Consider the following 17,156-nt stretch of genomic DNA (forward strand, 5'->3'; position numbering starts at 1 on the left):
ATACCGTAAAGCCCGCCCTTCTCTCAGCAATTGGCGTGATGATCGCGCCCTTTCGCGCCGACCCGCGCCAGCCGTGCGCGCCTGGACGAACCGGCCGGCCGGTCTGCGTGCGGCGCCCGCGCCGGGGCGCAGCCCGGCGGCCCGTGCGACGCGTCAGGCGCGCTTCGCGAGCGGGGCGCTGCCCTGTGAAACGCCGCCCTCCTCCGCCTTCAGCGAATTCAGCATCCGCTGCAATGCGCGCGCGGTTTCGAGCGGCCGCTCCATCGGGAACAGGTGACTGCCTTCCAGCCATTCGACGCGGCCGCGCGCCGCACGTCGCGTCGCATCGAGCCCGACCTGCCGCACCTCGCGCGATCGCGTGCCGGCGAGGAAACCGAGCGGCACCGGCGCGCCGTGCGCGAGCCGCGGGCCGAGCGTGTGCGGCAGCGTCCGGTAGATCAGGTATTCGACCTGCCGGTCGAACGCGAGCGCCCGCTCGCCATCGGCGCCCGCCTGCGGAATCCCGTAGTCGATGTAGTCGGCCAGCATCCGTTCGTCCCAGCGCGCGAACGCCGGCTTCTCGCGGAAGTGGCGCCAAACTTCGTCGCGGCTCACCCAGCGCGTGCGCCGGTTGCGCGTCGCGGCGGCCGGCGACAGCCGCTCGTCGAGCCCCGCCCACTGGCTCGCGCGCAGTGCGCCGGCACGCCAGCCCGCGATGATCGGCGAATCGATCATCACGACGCCGCGCACCCATTGCGGCTTCCTCAGCGCGGCCATCAGCGACAGGTAGCCGCCGAGCGAATGGCCGACGAGCCACACCGGGCGCTCGTAGCGGCGGCCGATGTCGTCGAGCAGCTGCTCGACGAGGTGCGGCCAGTCGCGCGTCACCGGGTAACGGCGGTCGTGGCCGATCCGTTCGATGTAGCGCAGCTCGTAGTCGTCGGCCAGTTCGGCGAAGATCGTCCGGTACGTCGACGCCGGGAAGCCGTTCGCATGCGAGAAGTGGAGGATGTCCTTCAAACGCCGATGTCTCCTTTGTCGGCCGGCGTTAGCGCTTGAGCGCTGACGCCGGCCCCATGCTTCGCGGTCGACGGGAGTGATGCTTGAGCACCGACTCCCGCCCCATGCTTCGTTTTCTGCCGGGGCCGTGCTTCGGTACTTCACGCCGGCCCCGCGTCTTTTTTCTGATACGCCGGCCTTCGCCGCGTTCACCGGTCCATCCAGTACCGGCGCTGCTCGTCGCGATAACGCACGAATGCGAACCCGCCATCGGCCGGTGCGACGTCGAACCGTATGGCGCCGTCGCGATCGGTGCGCGGCAGCGGAATCCCGCGCGCCTCGTAGCGGGCGAGAACGCTCCGGTGCGGATGCCCGAAACGATTGCGATAGCCTACAGGAAATACCGCAACGCGCGGCCCGACCGAATCGAGGAAAGGCTCGACCGACGACGTGCGGCTGCCGTGGTGCGGCACGACCAGGATCTGCGCGGCCAGCGCGTCGCGCGCGGTGCCCACGAGCTGACGCTCGCCGCGTGCATCGACGTCGCCCGTCAGCAACGCGGAAGTGCCGCCCGCGTCGATGCGCAGCACGCACGATTGCCCGTTCGACGAGCCCGTGCTTCGACCGCCCGGCGGCCACAGCATCGTGAAGACGACGCCGTCCCAGCGCCAGCGCTGCCCGGCCGCGCATGGCAGACGGTCGGCGACGCCCGCGGCTGCCGCGTCGCGCCACAGCCGGCTGTTCGACGGAATGCCGGCCAACAGCTGGCGCACGTCGGCCGCCGCATAGACGGCCGGTGCGCCGCCCGCATGATCGGCATCCGCGTGGCTGAGCACGAGCGAATCGATCGTCGCGATGCCGCGTGCACGTAACATCGGCGCGACGATTCGCGTACCGGCATGGGTCGATTCCGCGCCCGGCCCCGCGTCGAACAGCAAGGTTCGCCGTGCGGTTTCGACCAGCACCGACGCACCCTGCCCGACATCGAGCACGGTCAACCGGAAACCGCCCGGCGGCGGCGTGTCAGGTGCGGGCGCAACGAGCGGCAGCCACGTGAGCGGCGCCGCCCAGCGCAACGGCCAGCCGCGCGGCATCAGCGCCCAGACGACACCCAGGCAAGCCAGCGCGACCACCGGCCAGTCGGGCATGCGCACCCGGAACACGCCGGCCGGCCAGCCGGCGAGGTATCCGAGCAACGTCATCATCGGTTCGAGCGCCACATGGGCGAGCCGGAACGCATAGGCATCGAATGGTGCGGGCATGGCGATGCCGGCCAGCACGACCGGCGTCACGACCGAACTGACCCACGGAATCGCGAATGCATTGCCGAACGGGCCCGACAGGGAAATCTGCGCGAACCATGCGGCCGTGAGCGGTGCGAGACCGATCGTCACCGCGTACTGCACGCGCGTCGCCTCGGCGATGCGGCGTCCGGCGTGCATGCCCCGCGCGCGCAACCGGCTCGACAGACGAGCCGCGCCGCTGCCCTCGTCGCCTTCCGCGTCCGCCTCACGCACCGCTCGCCAGCCGGCGACGGCCAGCAGGATCACGGCGACTGCACCGAACGACAGCCAGAACCCGGCCGACAGCACGGCCCACGGATCGGCGAGCAGCACGCCGCCGAGCGCGGCGCACAGCACTGCGGACGTCGGCACGCTGCGTCCGGCCAGATACGCGATGCCGCCGCCCGCGATCATCCACCACGCGCGCTGCGCCGGCACGTTGAAACCGGCGAGCGCCGCATAGCCGGCCGCAGCCGTCAGCGCGGCAAGTGCGGCCGCGTAAGGCGCAGGCAACGCGAGCGTCGCGGCCCGCGCGCGCCAGCGCAGCCGGCGCCAGACCATCGACACGAGCCCGCCCGCCATCGCGCCGACCAGCCCGACATGAAGACCGGAAATCGCGACCAGGTGGCTCGTGCCCGTGTTGCGCAGGACGCGCCAGTCGTCGTCGCCGATACCCGACTGGTCGCCGATCGCCAGCGCGGCGACGATGCCGCGATGCGCTGCATCGCTACCGAGCGTTTCGCCGATGCGCGTCCGCAACCTATCGCGCACCCGGTCGATCGTCGCCCGCCATCCCGAGGCGCGCGCATCGAGCAATGCCGCCCGGCGCGGCGCGCTGACATGGCCGATTGCCCGAATGCCCGCGGCGAGCCACGCCGCCTCGCCGTCGCGCACGCCGGGATTGGCCTCGGCATGCGGGCGTTTCAGGCGCACGACGAAACGCCAGCGCTGTGCGGCACGCAGGTCGGGACGTGCTTCGCGTGTCGCGGCCGCGCCATACGCGCGCCACGACAGCCGGATCAACGGCGGAAAACGGGCCAGCCCCGCATCGTTCGACTCGACCGCGAACAGCAGCCGCGCACCGGTCTCGTCGACGACGGGCAGCCCCCGGATCACGCCGGTCACGACGATGTCGCGCCCTTCCCATTCCGCAGGCAAGCGGTCGCTCAACCGCCATTCGGCCCGAGCAGCTGCATAACCGAACCCCGCGATGCAGGCCGCGAACGCGCACAGCATCCAGCCGAGTGCGGCAGTCGTACGCGTGCGCCGGCGACGCATGCACCACGCCCCCAGCACCGTGCAACCCGCGAACAGGATTGCCCCGATCGTCCATGCGATCGCCCCCGGCAACGCCGCCTGCCGCTGCAGCACGACGACGCCGAGCGCGAACGCGACCCACCCCACGCGCATTCCGCCTCCTCGTCGACCTGGCGCCGCTCCACAAAACGCAGCGCCTTCCGGCAACGATTATGCGGACGAAAGTGCGAGTCGCGGCAGCGCGGCGAGCGCGTTAGCCGAAGTGCATACGGACATTTCGCCCGTATCGAGCCCGCGCAGTTCGGCGAGCACAGCACCGATGCGCGGCACCTGGTCGGGCGTGTTGCGGGACTTGTACGCCCATTCGGGCGCGATGTCGGGGGCGTCGGTCTCGACCACGAGCGCGTCGAGCGGCAACTCCGTCGCGAGCCGGCGGATCTGCAGCGCACGCGTGAACGTCACGTTGCCGCCGAAGCCGAGATGCAGCCCTTGCGCGAGATACGCTTCGGCCTGCTGGAAACTGCCGTTGAACGCATGCGCGATGCCGCGCCGCACGCCGAAACGGCGCAGGCCGGCGAGCACGCGGTCCTGCGACTTGCGCACGTGGCACAGCACGGGCAAATCGAATTCGCGCGCCAGCTTGAGCTGCCCCTGATAGAAGAATTGCTGCCGGTCTTCGTCGAGCCCCGGCACGAAGTAGTCGAGGCCGATTTCGCCGATCGCGACGAAGCGCGGATCGTCGAGGCTCGCCTCGATCTCCATGCGCAGGCGGTCGAGATCCTCGTCGCGCGCCTGCGGCGTATACATCGGATGGATGCCGAGCGCATAAACGGCACCCGGCGTGCGCTGCGCGAGTTCGCGCACCGTCGTGAAGTTGTCGCGCCCGATGCTCGGAATCACGATGCGCGACACGCCGGCCGTGTGCGCAGCCTGCGCGACCGCGGCGCGGTCGGCGTCGAACTCGGCGGCATCGAGATGGCAATGCGTGTCGATCCACATGGCGGCAGTCCTGCACCCTTGCGCCGCGCCGGGGCGACCCCGGCAGCAGGCCAAAGGCGTTCGCTTCTTACACCGGCAGCGCCGGCTCCTCGTGCAACACACCGTCGCGCAGCCGCATGATACGGTCGCAGCGCGCGGCAAGATCGGGATCGTGCGTGACGATCACGAAGCTCGTTTCGAGCGTCTCGGACAGTTCGAGCATCAGGTTGAACACCGTGTCGGCCGTCGTGCCGTCGAGGTTGCCGGTCGGCTCGTCGGCGAGCACGCACGCGGGCTTCGTGACCAGCGCGCGCGCGATCGCGACACGCTGGCGCTCGCCGCCCGACAGCTCGCCCGGCCGGTGCTTCGCGCGCGGACCGAGACCGACGCGTTCGAGCATCGCCTGGGCCTGCTCGCGCGCGTCCTCGGTCGTCATCCGGCGGATGCGCAGCGGCATCGCGACGTTGTCGAGCGCGGTGAATTCGGGCAGCAGGTGATGGAACTGGTAGACGAAACCGAGCGCGCGGTTGCGCAGCTCGTTGCGCTCGCGCTCGGCGAGTTGCGTAAACGGCTTGCCGAGCAGCGACACTTCGCCCGCGCTCGGCTCGTCGAGCCCGCCGAGCACGTGCAGCAGCGTGCTCTTGCCCGAACCCGACGCGCCGACGACCGCGAGCTTCTCGCCGCGCCGCACCGTCAGCTCGGTATTGTTGAGCACCTGCACGTTGAAGCCGCCCTGCACGAACGCCTTCGTGACCCCGCGCGCCTGAAGCACGTATTCCTGCATACTGGCCGAATCCTGTCTGTTGTGTTGTCGTGAATCCGCGAATGCGGTCGCGCGATCATTCATAGCGGAGCGCCTCGGCCGGCTTCACCTTCGCGCCGCGCCAGCTCGGATAGAGCGTCGCGATGGCCGACAGCGCGAACGCGATCAGCCCGATCCGGATCACGTCGCTCGCGACGAGTTCGGACGGCAGCTCGCTGATGAAGTACACGGACGGCGGCAGGAACTGCACGCCGAACAGGTGCTCGATCATCGGGATCAGCCACGGGATGCTCCACGCGATCAGGCAGCCGAGCGCGACGCCGGACGCGGTGCCGACGAAGCCGATCGTCACGCCCTGCACGACGAAGATCTTCATGATCGACCCCGGCTGCGCGCCGAGCGTGCGCAGGATCGCGATGTCGGCCTGCTTGTTGGTCACCGTCATCACGAGCGACGACACGAGGTTGAACGCGGCCACCGCGATGATCAGCGTGAGGATGATGAACATCATCCGCTTCTCGATCTGCACGGCCGAGAACCACGTCTTGTTCTGCTGGGTCCAGTCGCGAATGTACAGGCTGCCCGACAGCGTGTGCGACAGCTCGACCGCGACTTCCGGCGCCTTCTGCATGTCCTTCAGCCGCAGCCGCACGCCGGTCGGCGCAGACATCCGGAACAGCGCCTCGGCGTCGCGGATGTTGATCATCGCGAGCGTGCTGTCGTATTCGTAGTGACCCGATTCGAACACGCCGACGACCGTGAACTGCTTCAGGCGCGGCATCATGCCGGCCGGCGTGATCGATCCTTCGGGCGCGACGAGCGTGACCTTGTCGCCGACCGTCACGCCGAGGTTGCCGGCGAGCGCATCGCCGAGCACGATGCCGAACTGGCCCGGCACGAGCGCGGCGAGCTGGCCGGCCTTCATGTCCTTGCCGATGTCGGACACTTGCGGCTCGAGCGTCGGCTCGACGCCGCGCAGCATCACGCCGCTCACCGCGTCCTGGCGCGTAAGCAGCGCCTGCGCGTCGACGTACGGCGCCGCGCCGATCACCGACTGGTTGCGGCGCGCCTCTTGCGCGGTCAATTGCCAGTCGGGCATCGAGCCCGTCGGCGAAAACACCTCGACGTGCGCGAGCACCGACAGCATGCGGTCGCGCACTTCCTTCTGGAAGCCGTTCATCACCGACAGCACGACGATCAGCGCCGCGACGCCGAGCGCGATCCCGAGCATCGACACGAGCGCGATGAAGGAAATGAAGCCGTTGCCGGTCGTGCGTTTGCCGGCGCGCGTGTAGCGCCAGCCGATCTGCCATTCGTACGGAAGTTTCAAGCGAATCCTTTCTGCTGGTTACGGCGGGGAGGCGCCCCGCGGCCGGACCGCCGCCCGGCGGCGGCCACCGGCCCGGGCACGGTCGAAAAACGGCCGCCGGACGCAAACGGGCCGTCAGCCGGCCCGATCACGCGCGCAGTTTGCCATACAATGCGCACCATCATGCACGACCGACGCCTCCATTTTCTCGTTCCGTTCGCGCTGCCGTCGGCGGCCGATGCGGCCTCGTCCCTGCATACGCTGGACAGCCCCGCGCTCGAAAAGTTGCTCGCCCGCGCCAGCCTCGTCGAGCGCGTGGCCGGCGAGGACTTCCAGCGCACACTGCCGCACGAGCGCTGGCTGGCCCGCCAGTTCGGCGCGACCCAGGGTAACGCCGCAGACGAGGCGCCGCTCGCGCCCTACATGCTGCTGGCGGACGGCGGCGAACCCGGCACGCACGCGTGGGCGTGCGTCGAGCCCGTGCACGTCGAAATCGCGCACGATCACCTGGTGCTCGTCGATCCGGCCGCCCTCGCGCTCGACGACGGCGACGCAGCCGCCCTGCTCGCAGTTGCGCGCCCGCTGATCGAGGAGCTCGGCGTGCGGCTCGAAGCGCCGAACCCGGCGCGCTGGTACCTGTCGAGCGACCAGCTCGCCCGGCTGGCCGGCGCCGCGCCGCTGCGCGCCAGCGGCCGCAACATCGAGATCTGGCTGCCGCACGAGGCCCACACCGGCGAACGTTCGCGGATGTGGATGAAGCTGCAGAACGAAGTGCAGATGGCGTGGTTCCAGCACCCGGTCAACGAAGCCCGCGAAGCGCGCGGGCTGCCGGCCGTCAATTCGATCTGGTTCCATGCGCAGGGCACGCTGAAGCCGGTCGGCAAGCCGTTCGCGCGCGTGCTGTCCGCGTCGCCCGCCGCGCTCGGACTCGCGCGTGCCGCGCAAACCGGCACCGGCAACGCACCGGCGACGTTCGGCGCGCTGCCGGCCGCCAACGGCGCAACGCTCGTCGAATTGCCGACGCTGACCACCCCGTTCATCGAGCAGGACTGGACGCGCTGGCACGACGGGCTCGCCGCGCTCGAGCGCGACTGGTTCGCGCCGGCCCTCGCCGCGCTGCAGAACGGCGAACTGGCGAGCATCGATTTCACGCTGTGCGGCGACACGAGCTCCGTGACGCTGCACGCGACGCGCGGCGACCTGCGCAAGTTCTGGCGCCGCCGCGCGCTCGCCTCCCTGTTCGAATAACCTGCCCACCGCGTATGACCCGGATCGTTACCCGCCCCGTCGCGCCCGCCGACGCCGAAGTGCTCGCGCGCCACGGCCTGCACCCCGTTCTCGCGCGCCTGTACGCGTCGCGCGGCGTGCAGTCGCCCACCGACATCGAGACCGCGCTTGCGCGCCTCGTTCCGCCCACCGAGCTGAAGGGTTGCGCCGATGCGGCGTCGCTGCTCGCCGACGCGATCGCCGACAAGCGGCGCCTGCTCGTCGTCGCCGACTACGACTGCGACGGCGCAACGGCATGCGCGGTCGCGGTGCGCGGCCTGCGGATGTTCGGCGCGCAGATCGACTACCTGGTACCGAACCGCTTCGAGTACGGCTACGGCCTCACGCCCGAGATCGTCGAGCTCGCGGCAGCGCGCAAGCCCGACCTGCTGATCACCGTCGACAACGGGATCGCGAGCGTCGCGGGCGTCGAAGCCGCGAACGCGCGCGGCATCGACGTGCTCGTGACCGATCACCACCTGCCCGGCGACGCGCTGCCCGCCGCCCGCGCGATCGTCAACCCGAACCAGCCCGGCTGCGCGTTCCCGAGCAAGCACCTCGCCGGCGTCGGCGTGATGTTCTACGTGCTGCTCGCGCTGCGCGCCGAGCTGCGCCGCCGCGGCGCGTTCGCGAGCAAGGAAGCCGAGCCGCGCCTCGACGGCCTGCTCGACCTCGTTGCGCTCGGCACCGTCGCCGACGTCGTGCGGCTCGACGGCAACAACCGCGTGCTCGTCGCGCAGGGGCTGCAGCGCATCCGCAACGGCCGCATGCAGCCGGGCATCGCCGCGCTGTTCCGCGCCGCCGCGCGCGAAGCGCGCACCGCGTCGGGCTTCGACCTCGGCTTCGGCCTCGGCCCGCGCCTGAACGCCGCGGGGCGATTGTCCGACATGTCGCTCGGCATCGAGTGCCTGATCACCGACGACATCGGCCGCGCGTGGGATCTCGCGCAGCAGCTCGACGTGATGAACCGCGAGCGCCGCGAGATCGAGGCCGGCATGCAGCAACAGGCGCTCGCCGATCTCGCCGACGTCGACCCGGCCGACGCGTGCACGATCACGCTGTTCAACCCCGAGTGGCACCAGGGGGTGATCGGCATCGTCGCCGGCCGGCTCAAGGAAAAATTCCACCGGCCGTCGTTCACGTTCGCGCACGCCGATGAAGAAGGCAAGCGGGTCAAGGGTTCCGGCCGGTCGATCGCCGGCTTCCACCTGCGCGACGCGCTCGATCTCGTGTCGAAGCGCGAGCCCGACCTGATCGTTGCATTCGGCGGCCACGCGATGGCGGCCGGCCTCACGCTGGACACCGCGAACGTGCCGCGCTTCGCGGCCGCGTTCGAGGCCGTCGCGCGCGAATGGCTGTCGGACGACGCGCTCGCCCGCGTGATCGAGACCGACGGCGAACTCGAGGACGCGTACTTCACGCCGCAGTTCGTCGGCCTGCTCGACGAAGCCGTGTGGGGACAAGGGTTTCCGGCCCCGCTTTTCTCGGGCGAATTCGACGTCGTGTCGCAATCGCTCGTGAAGGAAAAGCACCTGAAGCTGCAGCTGGCACGCGGCCGCCAGCGCTTCAACGCGATCTGGTTCAACCACACCGAGCCGCTGCCCGCGAGCGCCCTGGTCGCGTACCGGCTCGTCGCCGATACGTGGAACGGCGTCACGCGCGTCCAGCTGATCGTCGAGCACGCGGCCGGCTGAGCACGGGCCGCCCGGCCCGCTGTAGCGCCCTCCTCCGCACGCACGCCGCGCCGGACGGGGCCGCGGCGCGCGCGTGCGCACCGTTTGCGTCACCGGGCAAGCCTGCCGATCGGCTATAATTCCGCTTTTTTACGAAGCAAGAATAGCGAACGATCATGGAAGCGGAACGTCTCAACGCGATCGAAAGCTCCCTGCTTGACCTGCGCACCCGCGCGGGCGAGCTTCGGGGGTATCTTTGACTACGACGCCAAAGCTGCGCGTCTGACCGAAGTCAACAAGGAACTCGAAGACCCGAACGTCTGGAACGATTCGAAGAACGCCCAGGCGCTCGGTCGCGAGAAGAAGCTGCTCGAAGGCGTCGTCACGACGCTCACCGCGCTTGATGGCGACCTGCGCGACGCGCTCGACCTGTTCGAGCTGGCTCGCGAGGAAGGCGACGAGGACACGCTGCTCGCGTCGGAAGACGACGCCGCGAAGCTCGAGGCGCGCGTCGGCGACATCGAGTTCCGCCGGATGTTCTCGAACCCGGCCGACCCGAACAACTGCTTCATCGACATCCAGGCCGGCGCCGGCGGCACCGAGGCGTGCGACTGGGCATCGATGCTGCTGCGCCAGTACCTGCGCTACTGCGAACGCAAGGGCTTCAAGGCCGAAGTGCTCGAAGAGTCCGACGGCGACGTCGCCGGCATCAAGAACGCGACGGTCAAGGTCACGGGCGAATACGCATACGGCTTCCTGCGCACCGAAACGGGCATCCACCGCCTCGTGCGCAAGTCGCCGTTCGACTCGTCGGGCGGCCGTCACACGTCGTTCTCGTCGGTGTTCGTCTATCCGGAAATCGACGACTCGATCGAAGTCGAGATCAATCCGGCCGATCTGCGCATCGATACGTACCGCGCATCGGGCGCGGGCGGCCAGCACATCAACAAGACCGACTCCGCGGTGCGGATCACGCACATGCCGACCGGTATCGTCGTGCAGTGCCAGAACGACCGCTCGCAGCACCGCAACCGTGCCGAAGCAATGGCGATGCTGAAGTCGCGCCTGTACGAAGTCGAAATGCGCAAGCGCCAGGCCGAACAGGACAAGCTCGAATCGAGCAAGACCGATGTGGGCTGGGGCCACCAGATCCGCTCGTACGTGCTCGACCAGAGCCGCGTGAAGGACCTGCGTACGAACGTCGAAATGAGCAACACGCGTGCGGTGCTCGACGGCGATCTCGACGACTTCATCAGCGCGAGCCTCAAACAGGGCGTGTAAGCGCCGCGGCGCGGCCTGGTCCGCGCCGCCCTTCCCGTTTGCGTTGCCGCACCCACTCCGAATTCCGACCATCATGACCGAACCGACCCAAACGCAGCCCGCCGTCACGGCGGACGAAAACCAGATCATCGCCGAGCGCCGCGAGAAGCTGCGCGCCCTGCGCGAGCAAGGCGTCGCCTACCCGAACGACTTCCGGCCCGAGCACCACGCAGCCGACCTGCAGGCGAAATTCGCCGATTCGGACAAGGCCGCGCTCGAAGCGAACCCGGTCGAGGTGTCGGTGGCCGGCCGCATGATGCTCAAGCGCGTGATGGGCAAGGCAAGCTTCGCGACGGTGCAGGACGGTTCGGGCCAGATCCAGTTCTTCGTGACGCCGAACGACGTCGGCGCCGAAACCTACGACGCATTCAAGAAGTGGGACCTCGGCGACATCGTCGCCGCGCGCGGCGTGCTGTTCCGCACCAACAAGGGCGAGCTGTCGGTCCAGTGCAAGGAGCTGCGCCTGCTGTCGAAGGCGCTGCGGCCGCTGCCGGACAAGTTCCACGGCCTGTCCGACCAGGAAATGCGCTACCGCCAGCGCTACGTCGACCTGATCGTCACGCCGGAAACGCGCGACACGTTCCGCGCCCGCACGAAGACGATCGCGTCGATCCGCAAGTTCATGGACAACGCCGAGTTCATGGAAGTCGAGACGCCGATGCTGCACCCGATCCCGGGCGGCGCAGCGGCCAAGCCGTTCGTCACGCATCACAATGCGCTCGACATGCAGATGTTCCTGCGCATCGCGCCGGAGCTGTACCTGAAGCGCCTGATCGTCGGCGGCTTCGAGCGCGTGTTCGAGATCAACCGTAACTTCCGGAACGAAGGCGTGTCGCCGCGTCACAACCCGGAATTCACGATGATGGAGTTCTACGCCGCGTACACCGACTACCGCTGGCTGATGGACTTCACCGAGCAACTGATCCGCCAGGCGGCGATCGATGCGCTCGGCACCGCGACGATCCAGTATCAGGGCCGCGAGCTCGACCTCGCAAAGCCGTTCCATCGCCTGACGATCACGCAGGCGATCCAGAAGTACGCACCGGGCTACACCGACGGCCAGCTGTCGGACGATGCGTTCCTGCGCACCGAACTGAAGCGCTTCGGCGTCGACGTGTCGCAGCCGGCGTTCCTGAACGCAGGCATCGGCGCGCTGCAGCTCGCGCTGTTCGAGGAAACGGCCGAAGCGCAGCTGTGGGAACCGACGTTCATCATCGACTACCCGGTCGAGGTGTCGCCGCTCGCACGCGCATCGGATACGGTGCCGGGCATCACCGAGCGTTTCGAGCTGTTCATGACCGGCCGCGAAATCGCGAACGGCTTCTCGGAGCTGAACGATCCGGAAGACCAGGCCGCACGCTTCAAGAAGCAGGTCGAGCAGAAGGATGCCGGCGACGAGGAAGCGATGTTCTTCGACGCCGATTACATCCGCGCGCTCGAATACGGGATGCCTCCGACGGGCGGCTGCGGGATCGGCATCGACCGTCTCGTGATGCTGCTGACCGACAGCCCGACGATCCGCGACGTGCTGCTGTTCCCGCACCTGCGCCGCGAAGACTGATCCGCCGCACCCGCGTGTGCGCCGCGCCCTGCGGCGCGCACGCGACAGCTTTGTAACGACGCGTAAGTCCCGCCAGCCGGCGTTCGCCGGCTTTCGATCCTCCCCCGTTTTATTCCCTCGTCGCGACGACCTTCTCCGGGTTTTCCCTGGAACGACCGCCGGCGCCTCGCTGCAATTCGTTACACCTTGATACGGCGCGCCGCTTGCCGGTAGACGACACTCCTTTTGCGTCACCACGCATGACCACGGGACCAGAACCAGGCGCAGGAACGCCCGGTCTGCTCGCTCCCGAGCGTGGGATCCGGCCGGGCACCGAAGTGCCGCCCCGGATCGACATCGGAGAAAAAAATGGACAACCAGAATCAGACCACGCCGCAAAAACAACGCCTCCACCCGCTCATCGCCACTGCCGCCGGCGCCGTCATCGTCGCCAGCCTCGCGGCGACGGCAGCCATCACGGGCATCTTTCCGAAGGCCAGCAGCAGCAACGCACAGAACGGCCAGACCCAGGCCGCGCTGATCGCGTCGCAACCGGCCGTCGATACGGCTGCCGCCGCCAGCGCCGCGCTCGCCGCGCAAGCGCAGCAGCAGGCAGCGGAACAGGCCGCCGCGCAACAGAAGGCTGCCGCCGTCGCGCAGGCCGAGCCGAAGCCCGCGCCGCGCCCGGCAGCGCCGCCGCACCGCCGTCATACGACGGCACCGCAGCCGCCGCAATACGCGCAGCAGCCGTCGGCGCCGGCCCAGGCCTACTGCCAGAGCTGCGGCACGGTCGTCGCGATTTCGCAGACGCGCACGCCGGGCCAGAGCTCGGGGATCGGCGCCGTGGGCGGCGCTGCAGCCGGCGGCCTGCTCGGCAACCAGTTCGGTCACGGTAACGGCCGCACCGCGATGACGATCATCGGCGCGCTGGGCGGCGGTCTCGCCGGCAACCAGGTCGAGAAGCAGGTGCGCGCGGAAACCGACTATCAGGTGCAAGTGCAGATGGAAAGCGGTGCGACGCGTACGTTCACGTACCACAACCCGCCGCCGTTCGGCCAGGGCCAGCGCGTGCGGATCGAGAACGGCACGCTGGTCGGCGCGTAATCGCCCGATCGCATCGGTGCCCCCTGCCCGCGTGTCGTGCGCGGGCCAGCGGCCTGAAAAACGAAAACGGCTCGAGAGCAATTGCCCTCGAGCCGTTTTTTCATTGGCGCCATGCGTGCCGATGCGGCACGCGCGGTGCCCGGTCCGTCAGTCCTCGTCGTCGAAATCCGACTCGTCGATCCAGTGTGCCTGGATCGCCTCGAGGATCTTCTCGCCCGAGTGTTTCGGATCGTCGTCGAAGCCGTCGAGTTCGAGCACCCACTGGCGCAGGTCGACGAAGTTGATCCGCTGCGGGTCGATGTCCGGGTGCTTGTCCGCCAGCGCAATGGCTATTTCACGCGAATCGGTCCATTTCATCGCCTGCCTCCGGTTTGGGTCAGTGGTTTTCCTTCGCGTGGTTGATCGAGTACTTCGGAATCTCGACCACCAGGTCCGAATCTTCCTTCACGATCGCCTGGCACGACAGGCGCGACGTCGGCTCGAGGCCCCACGCCTTGTCCAGCAGATCGTCCTCGTCCTCTTCGGACGGCGTCAGATCGTTGAAGCCCTCGCGGATCACCACGTGGCACGTCGTGCATGCGCACGACTTCTCGCATGCATGCTCGATCTCGATCCCGTGATCGAGCAGGTTGTCGCAGATACTCTTGCCGGGCGTCGCGTCGATCACTGCGCCATCCGGGCACAGTTCGACGTGAGGCAGCACCACCAGTTGAGGCATGTCCGTTCCGTCAGTCAGGGTGCGGCGCGAGGCGCCGCACGGTTCATTATCGCGCGCAGGCCGTCGCCGGCCGATGCGCGGTTCGCAAGTTCAGATCTCGTCGAGCCGGCGGCCCGACAGCGCGCGCTTGATGCTCTTGTCCATCCGGCGCGCCGCGAATTCATCGGTGCCGTCGGCCAGCGTCTTGGTCGCCGCTTCGATCGCATTCGTATCGTCGCCCTGTGCGACCGCGCGCAGCGCCGCGGCCAACGTGTCGACCTGCGCGCGCTCGTCCGCGTCGAGCAGTTCGCCATCGGTCGCCAGCGCGGCCTGCGTCGCCTCGAGCATCCGCTCGGCCTCGACCTGTGCTTCGCGCAGCGCGCGGGCACGCATGTCGATTTCGGCGGTCTTGAAGCTGTCCTCGAGCATCTTCGCGATGTCGTCGTCGGCGAGGCCGTACGACGGCTTCACGACGACCGACGCCTCGACGCCCGACAGCTGTTCACGTGCGAACACCGACAGCAGGCCGTCCGCGTCGACCTGATAGGTCACGCGAATGCGTGCGGCGCCGGCCGTCATCGGCGGAATGCCGCGCAACTCGAAGCGCGCGAGCGACCGGCAGTCGGCGACGAGCTCGCGCTCGCCCTGCACGACGTGGATTGCCATCGCGGTCTGGCCGTCCTTGAAGGTCGTGAATTCCTGCGCACGCGCGATCGGAATCGTCGAGTTGCGCGGAATGATCTTCTCGACGAGGCCGCCCATCGTCTCGACACCGAGCGACAGCGGAATCACGTCGAGCAGCAGCCAGTCGTCGCCGGTGCCGCGATTGCCCGCGAGCAGGTCGGCCTGGATCGCCGCGCCGAGCGCGACGACCTGGTCCGGATCGAGGTTCACGAGCGGCGGCTGGCCGAAATATTTCGCAACGGCGTCGCGAATCACCGGCATGCGCGTCGCGCCGCCGACGAGCACGACACCCTTGATGTCGGCCGGCGTGACCTGCGCGTCGCGCAGCGCCTTGCGGGTCGGCGTGAGCGTACGCTGCACGAGCGGCTCGACGAGCGACGCGAACGTATCGTGCGAGATCGTCTGCACGAGGTGCGCACCGCCCGACAGCGTGACGTCCAGCGACGCCTGCGGCGCGGCGGACAGCGCTTCCTTCAGCACGCGCACGCGGTCGAGCAGCAGGCGCACGTCTTCGGGCGCGAGCGTCTTCGCATCGATGCCGGCCTGCGCGAGCACGTGACCGAACAGCGCATGGTCGAAATCGTCGCCGCCGAGCGCGGAATCGCCGCCTGCGGCCAGCACTTCGAACACGCCCTTCGTCAGCTTCAGGATCGACAGGTCGAACGTGCCGCCGCCCAGGTCGTACACCGCGTAGAGGCCTTCGGCGCCGTTGTCGAGGCCGTAGGCGATCGCCGCGGCGGTCGGTTCGTTCAGCAGGCGCAGCACGTTGAGGCCCGCGAGGCGCGCCGCATCCTTGGTCGCCTGGCGCTGCGCGTCGTCGAAATACGCGGGCACCGTGATCACCGCGCCAACCAGATCGTCGCCGAGCGAATCCTCGGCGCGATAGCGCAGCGTCGCGAGAATCTCGGCCGACACTTCGACCGGGCTCTTCACGCCGTCGATCGTACGGATCTGCACCATGCCCGGCGCATCGACGAATTCATACGGCGCGTTCGCCGCGCCTTCGACCTCGGCCTTGCCTCGGCCCATGAAGCGCTTGACCGACACGATCGTGTTGCGCGGATCGGTGGCGGCCTGCTCTTTCGCTTCGTGACCGATACGGCGGCCGCCCTTCTCGAGGTAACGGACCACCGACGGCAGCAGCATGCGGCCCGCTTCGTCCGGCAGCACTTCCGGCACGCTGTTGCGCACGGCCGCGACGAGCGAGTTCGTCGTGCCGAGATCGATCCCGACGGCGAGTCGCCGCTGGTGCGGCGCCGGCGCCATGCCCGGTTCGGAAATTTGCAGTAAAGCCATCTTGGTTCGTTCGGGCGCTCGGCCCGTTTGCTGCGCGTGCCGCGAGGCACGCGGTTAAGTTTCGAGGCGCTCGATCTGCGCGCCCACTTCCGATGCGACGCGTTCGATGAACATCAGCTGGCGCACGGCTTCCGCGGCGGCCTGGTCGGCGCCGCTGTCGAGCAACGTGCCGAGGCGCTCGACACGCACGCGCTTCTCGTCGCGCAACTCGGCAAGCAGCGCATCGAGCGCGTCGACGTTGCGGGCGGCGGCGGCATCCTCGATGCCTTCGCGCCACTCCATCTGCTGCATCAGGAACGCAGGTTCCATCGCCGTGTTGTTTTCCGCGCCGATGTCGACGCCGCGCAGCGACAGCAGATAGGACGCGCGCTTCAGGGGATCGCGCAGCGTGCGGTATGCCTCGTTCGCGCGGGTTGCCCATTGCATCGCGATGCGCTTTTGCGCGTCGCCGGCCGCCGCGAAGCGGTCCGGATGCACCTGCGTCTGCACCGTCCGGTAGGCGGTGTCGAGCGCCGCTTCGTCGAGCGCGAATTGCGCCGGCAGGTGAAACAGGTCGAAGTGGCTGTCTTTCAGCGAGACCATCGTCGCGTTCAATTCCGGTTCGTCGCGCGGCAAACGCCGCACATTAAAAAGGCGGCCCGTGCCGCCTCTTGCCCGCATCGCGCGGAGGTCCGCGTCACACGCGGAACGATTCGCCGCAACCGCACTCGTCCTTCACGTTCGGGTTGTTGAACTTGAACCCTTCGTTCAGGCCTTCGCGGGCGAAGTCGAGCTCGGTACCGTCGATGTACGCGAGGCTCTTCGGATCGACGATCACCTTCACGCCATGGCTCTCGAACACCTGATCCTCGGGAGCCAGCTCGTCGACATACTCGAGCTTGTACGCGAGCCCCGAGCACCCGGTCGTGCGAACGCCAAGCCGCAGGCCCACACCCTTGCCGCGACGGACGAGGTATTTCTGGACGTGCTGTGCTGCTTTTTCGGTCAGTGTAATTGCCATGATGTCCT

At 68.6% G+C, this 17,156-nt stretch carries 15 protein-coding genes; 5 read left to right on the top strand and 10 right to left on the bottom strand.

What is annotated here, in order from left to right; all coding sequences use genetic code 11:
• Positions 1 to 153: 153 nt before the first annotated feature.
• From BLA15945_RS24140 to BLA15945_RS24160, 5 genes are all read right to left on the bottom strand, one after another.
• Positions 154 to 999 carry an alpha/beta fold hydrolase gene (locus tag BLA15945_RS24140; RefSeq protein WP_059233728.1) on the bottom strand — a complete coding sequence of 282 codons (846 nt, stop codon included), beginning with the start codon at positions 997 to 999 and terminating at the stop codon, positions 154 to 156.
• 188 nt (positions 1,000 to 1,187) lie between these two features.
• A complete protein-coding gene (locus tag BLA15945_RS24145) occupies positions 1,188 to 3,671 on the bottom strand; it encodes a DNA internalization-related competence protein ComEC/Rec2 (protein ID WP_174993521.1) in 2,484 nt (827 codons plus the stop codon).
• A 57-nt stretch (positions 3,672 to 3,728) separates the two neighbouring features.
• Positions 3,729 to 4,517, bottom strand: coding sequence for a TatD family hydrolase (locus BLA15945_RS24150; RefSeq protein ID WP_059233726.1), 789 nt, complete (start codon positions 4,515 to 4,517; stop codon positions 3,729 to 3,731).
• Between the two features lie 67 nt (positions 4,518 to 4,584).
• Entirely contained in the window at positions 4,585 to 5,343 is a 759-nt protein-coding gene (gene lolD / locus BLA15945_RS24155) for a lipoprotein-releasing ABC transporter ATP-binding protein LolD (RefSeq protein ID WP_392387930.1), read from the bottom strand.
• Complete coding sequence (locus tag BLA15945_RS24160; RefSeq protein WP_059233724.1) at positions 5,336 to 6,589, bottom strand: lipoprotein-releasing ABC transporter permease subunit; 1,254 nt, start codon at positions 6,587 to 6,589, stop codon at positions 5,336 to 5,338. Before BLA15945_RS24160 ends, lolD begins: the two co-directional genes overlap by 8 nt.
• Positions 6,590 to 6,739: 150 nt before the next feature.
• Between BLA15945_RS24160 and BLA15945_RS24165 the strand changes: the two genes are divergently transcribed.
• From BLA15945_RS24165 to BLA15945_RS24185, 5 genes are all read left to right on the top strand, one after another.
• On the top strand, positions 6,740 to 7,816 hold the full coding sequence (locus BLA15945_RS24165) for a regulator (protein ID WP_174993522.1): 1,077 nt from the start codon (positions 6,740 to 6,742) through the stop codon (positions 7,814 to 7,816).
• Between the two features lie 14 nt (positions 7,817 to 7,830).
• Entirely contained in the window at positions 7,831 to 9,528 is a 1,698-nt protein-coding gene (gene recJ / locus BLA15945_RS24170) for a single-stranded-DNA-specific exonuclease RecJ (RefSeq protein ID WP_059233722.1), read from the top strand.
• 155 nt (positions 9,529 to 9,683) lie between these two features.
• Positions 9,684 to 10,788 (top strand): peptide chain release factor 2 gene (prfB, locus tag BLA15945_RS24175; protein WP_174993523.1). Its coding sequence is split into 2 segments (ribosomal slippage): positions 9,684 to 9,764 and positions 9,766 to 10,788, totalling 1,104 coding nucleotides; the frame shifts between segments, so codons are not numbered across the junction.
• A 73-nt stretch (positions 10,789 to 10,861) separates the two neighbouring features.
• Positions 10,862 to 12,388: a lysine--tRNA ligase gene (gene lysS / locus BLA15945_RS24180; protein ID WP_059233721.1), complete on the top strand. Its 1,527-nt coding sequence runs from the start codon at positions 10,862 to 10,864 to the stop codon at positions 12,386 to 12,388.
• 348 nt (positions 12,389 to 12,736) lie between these two features.
• Positions 12,737 to 13,471, top strand: coding sequence for a glycine zipper 2TM domain-containing protein (locus tag BLA15945_RS24185; protein ID WP_059233720.1), 735 nt, complete (start codon positions 12,737 to 12,739; stop codon positions 13,469 to 13,471).
• Between the two features lie 147 nt (positions 13,472 to 13,618).
• On the opposite strand, the gene iscX is transcribed toward BLA15945_RS24185, so the two are convergent.
• The 5 genes from iscX to iscA all read right to left on the bottom strand — a co-directional run bounded on the left by iscX (position 13,619) and on the right by iscA (position 17,148).
• Positions 13,619 to 13,828, bottom strand: a complete 210-nt coding sequence (gene iscX / locus BLA15945_RS24190; RefSeq protein WP_021157676.1) for a Fe-S cluster assembly protein IscX — start codon at positions 13,826 to 13,828, stop codon at positions 13,619 to 13,621.
• Between the two features lie 19 nt (positions 13,829 to 13,847).
• Positions 13,848 to 14,189 carry an ISC system 2Fe-2S type ferredoxin gene (gene fdx, locus BLA15945_RS24195; RefSeq protein WP_006478392.1) on the bottom strand — a complete coding sequence of 114 codons (342 nt, stop codon included), beginning with the start codon at positions 14,187 to 14,189 and terminating at the stop codon, positions 13,848 to 13,850.
• 90 nt (positions 14,190 to 14,279) lie between these two features.
• Positions 14,280 to 16,148 carry a Fe-S protein assembly chaperone HscA gene (hscA, locus tag BLA15945_RS24200; RefSeq protein WP_174993524.1) on the bottom strand — a complete coding sequence of 623 codons (1,869 nt, stop codon included), beginning with the start codon at positions 16,146 to 16,148 and terminating at the stop codon, positions 14,280 to 14,282.
• A 54-nt stretch (positions 16,149 to 16,202) separates the two neighbouring features.
• A complete protein-coding gene (hscB, locus tag BLA15945_RS24205) occupies positions 16,203 to 16,730 on the bottom strand; it encodes a Fe-S protein assembly co-chaperone HscB (RefSeq protein WP_059236685.1) in 528 nt (175 codons plus the stop codon).
• A gap of 94 nt (positions 16,731 to 16,824) precedes the next feature.
• Positions 16,825 to 17,148, bottom strand: coding sequence for an iron-sulfur cluster assembly protein IscA (iscA, locus tag BLA15945_RS24210; protein WP_014896627.1), 324 nt, complete (start codon positions 17,146 to 17,148; stop codon positions 16,825 to 16,827).
• Positions 17,149 to 17,156 lie beyond the last annotated feature (8 nt).

This window comes from Burkholderia arboris, assembly GCF_902499125.1.
Lineage (GTDB): Bacteria > Pseudomonadota > Gammaproteobacteria > Burkholderiales > Burkholderiaceae > Burkholderia > Burkholderia arboris.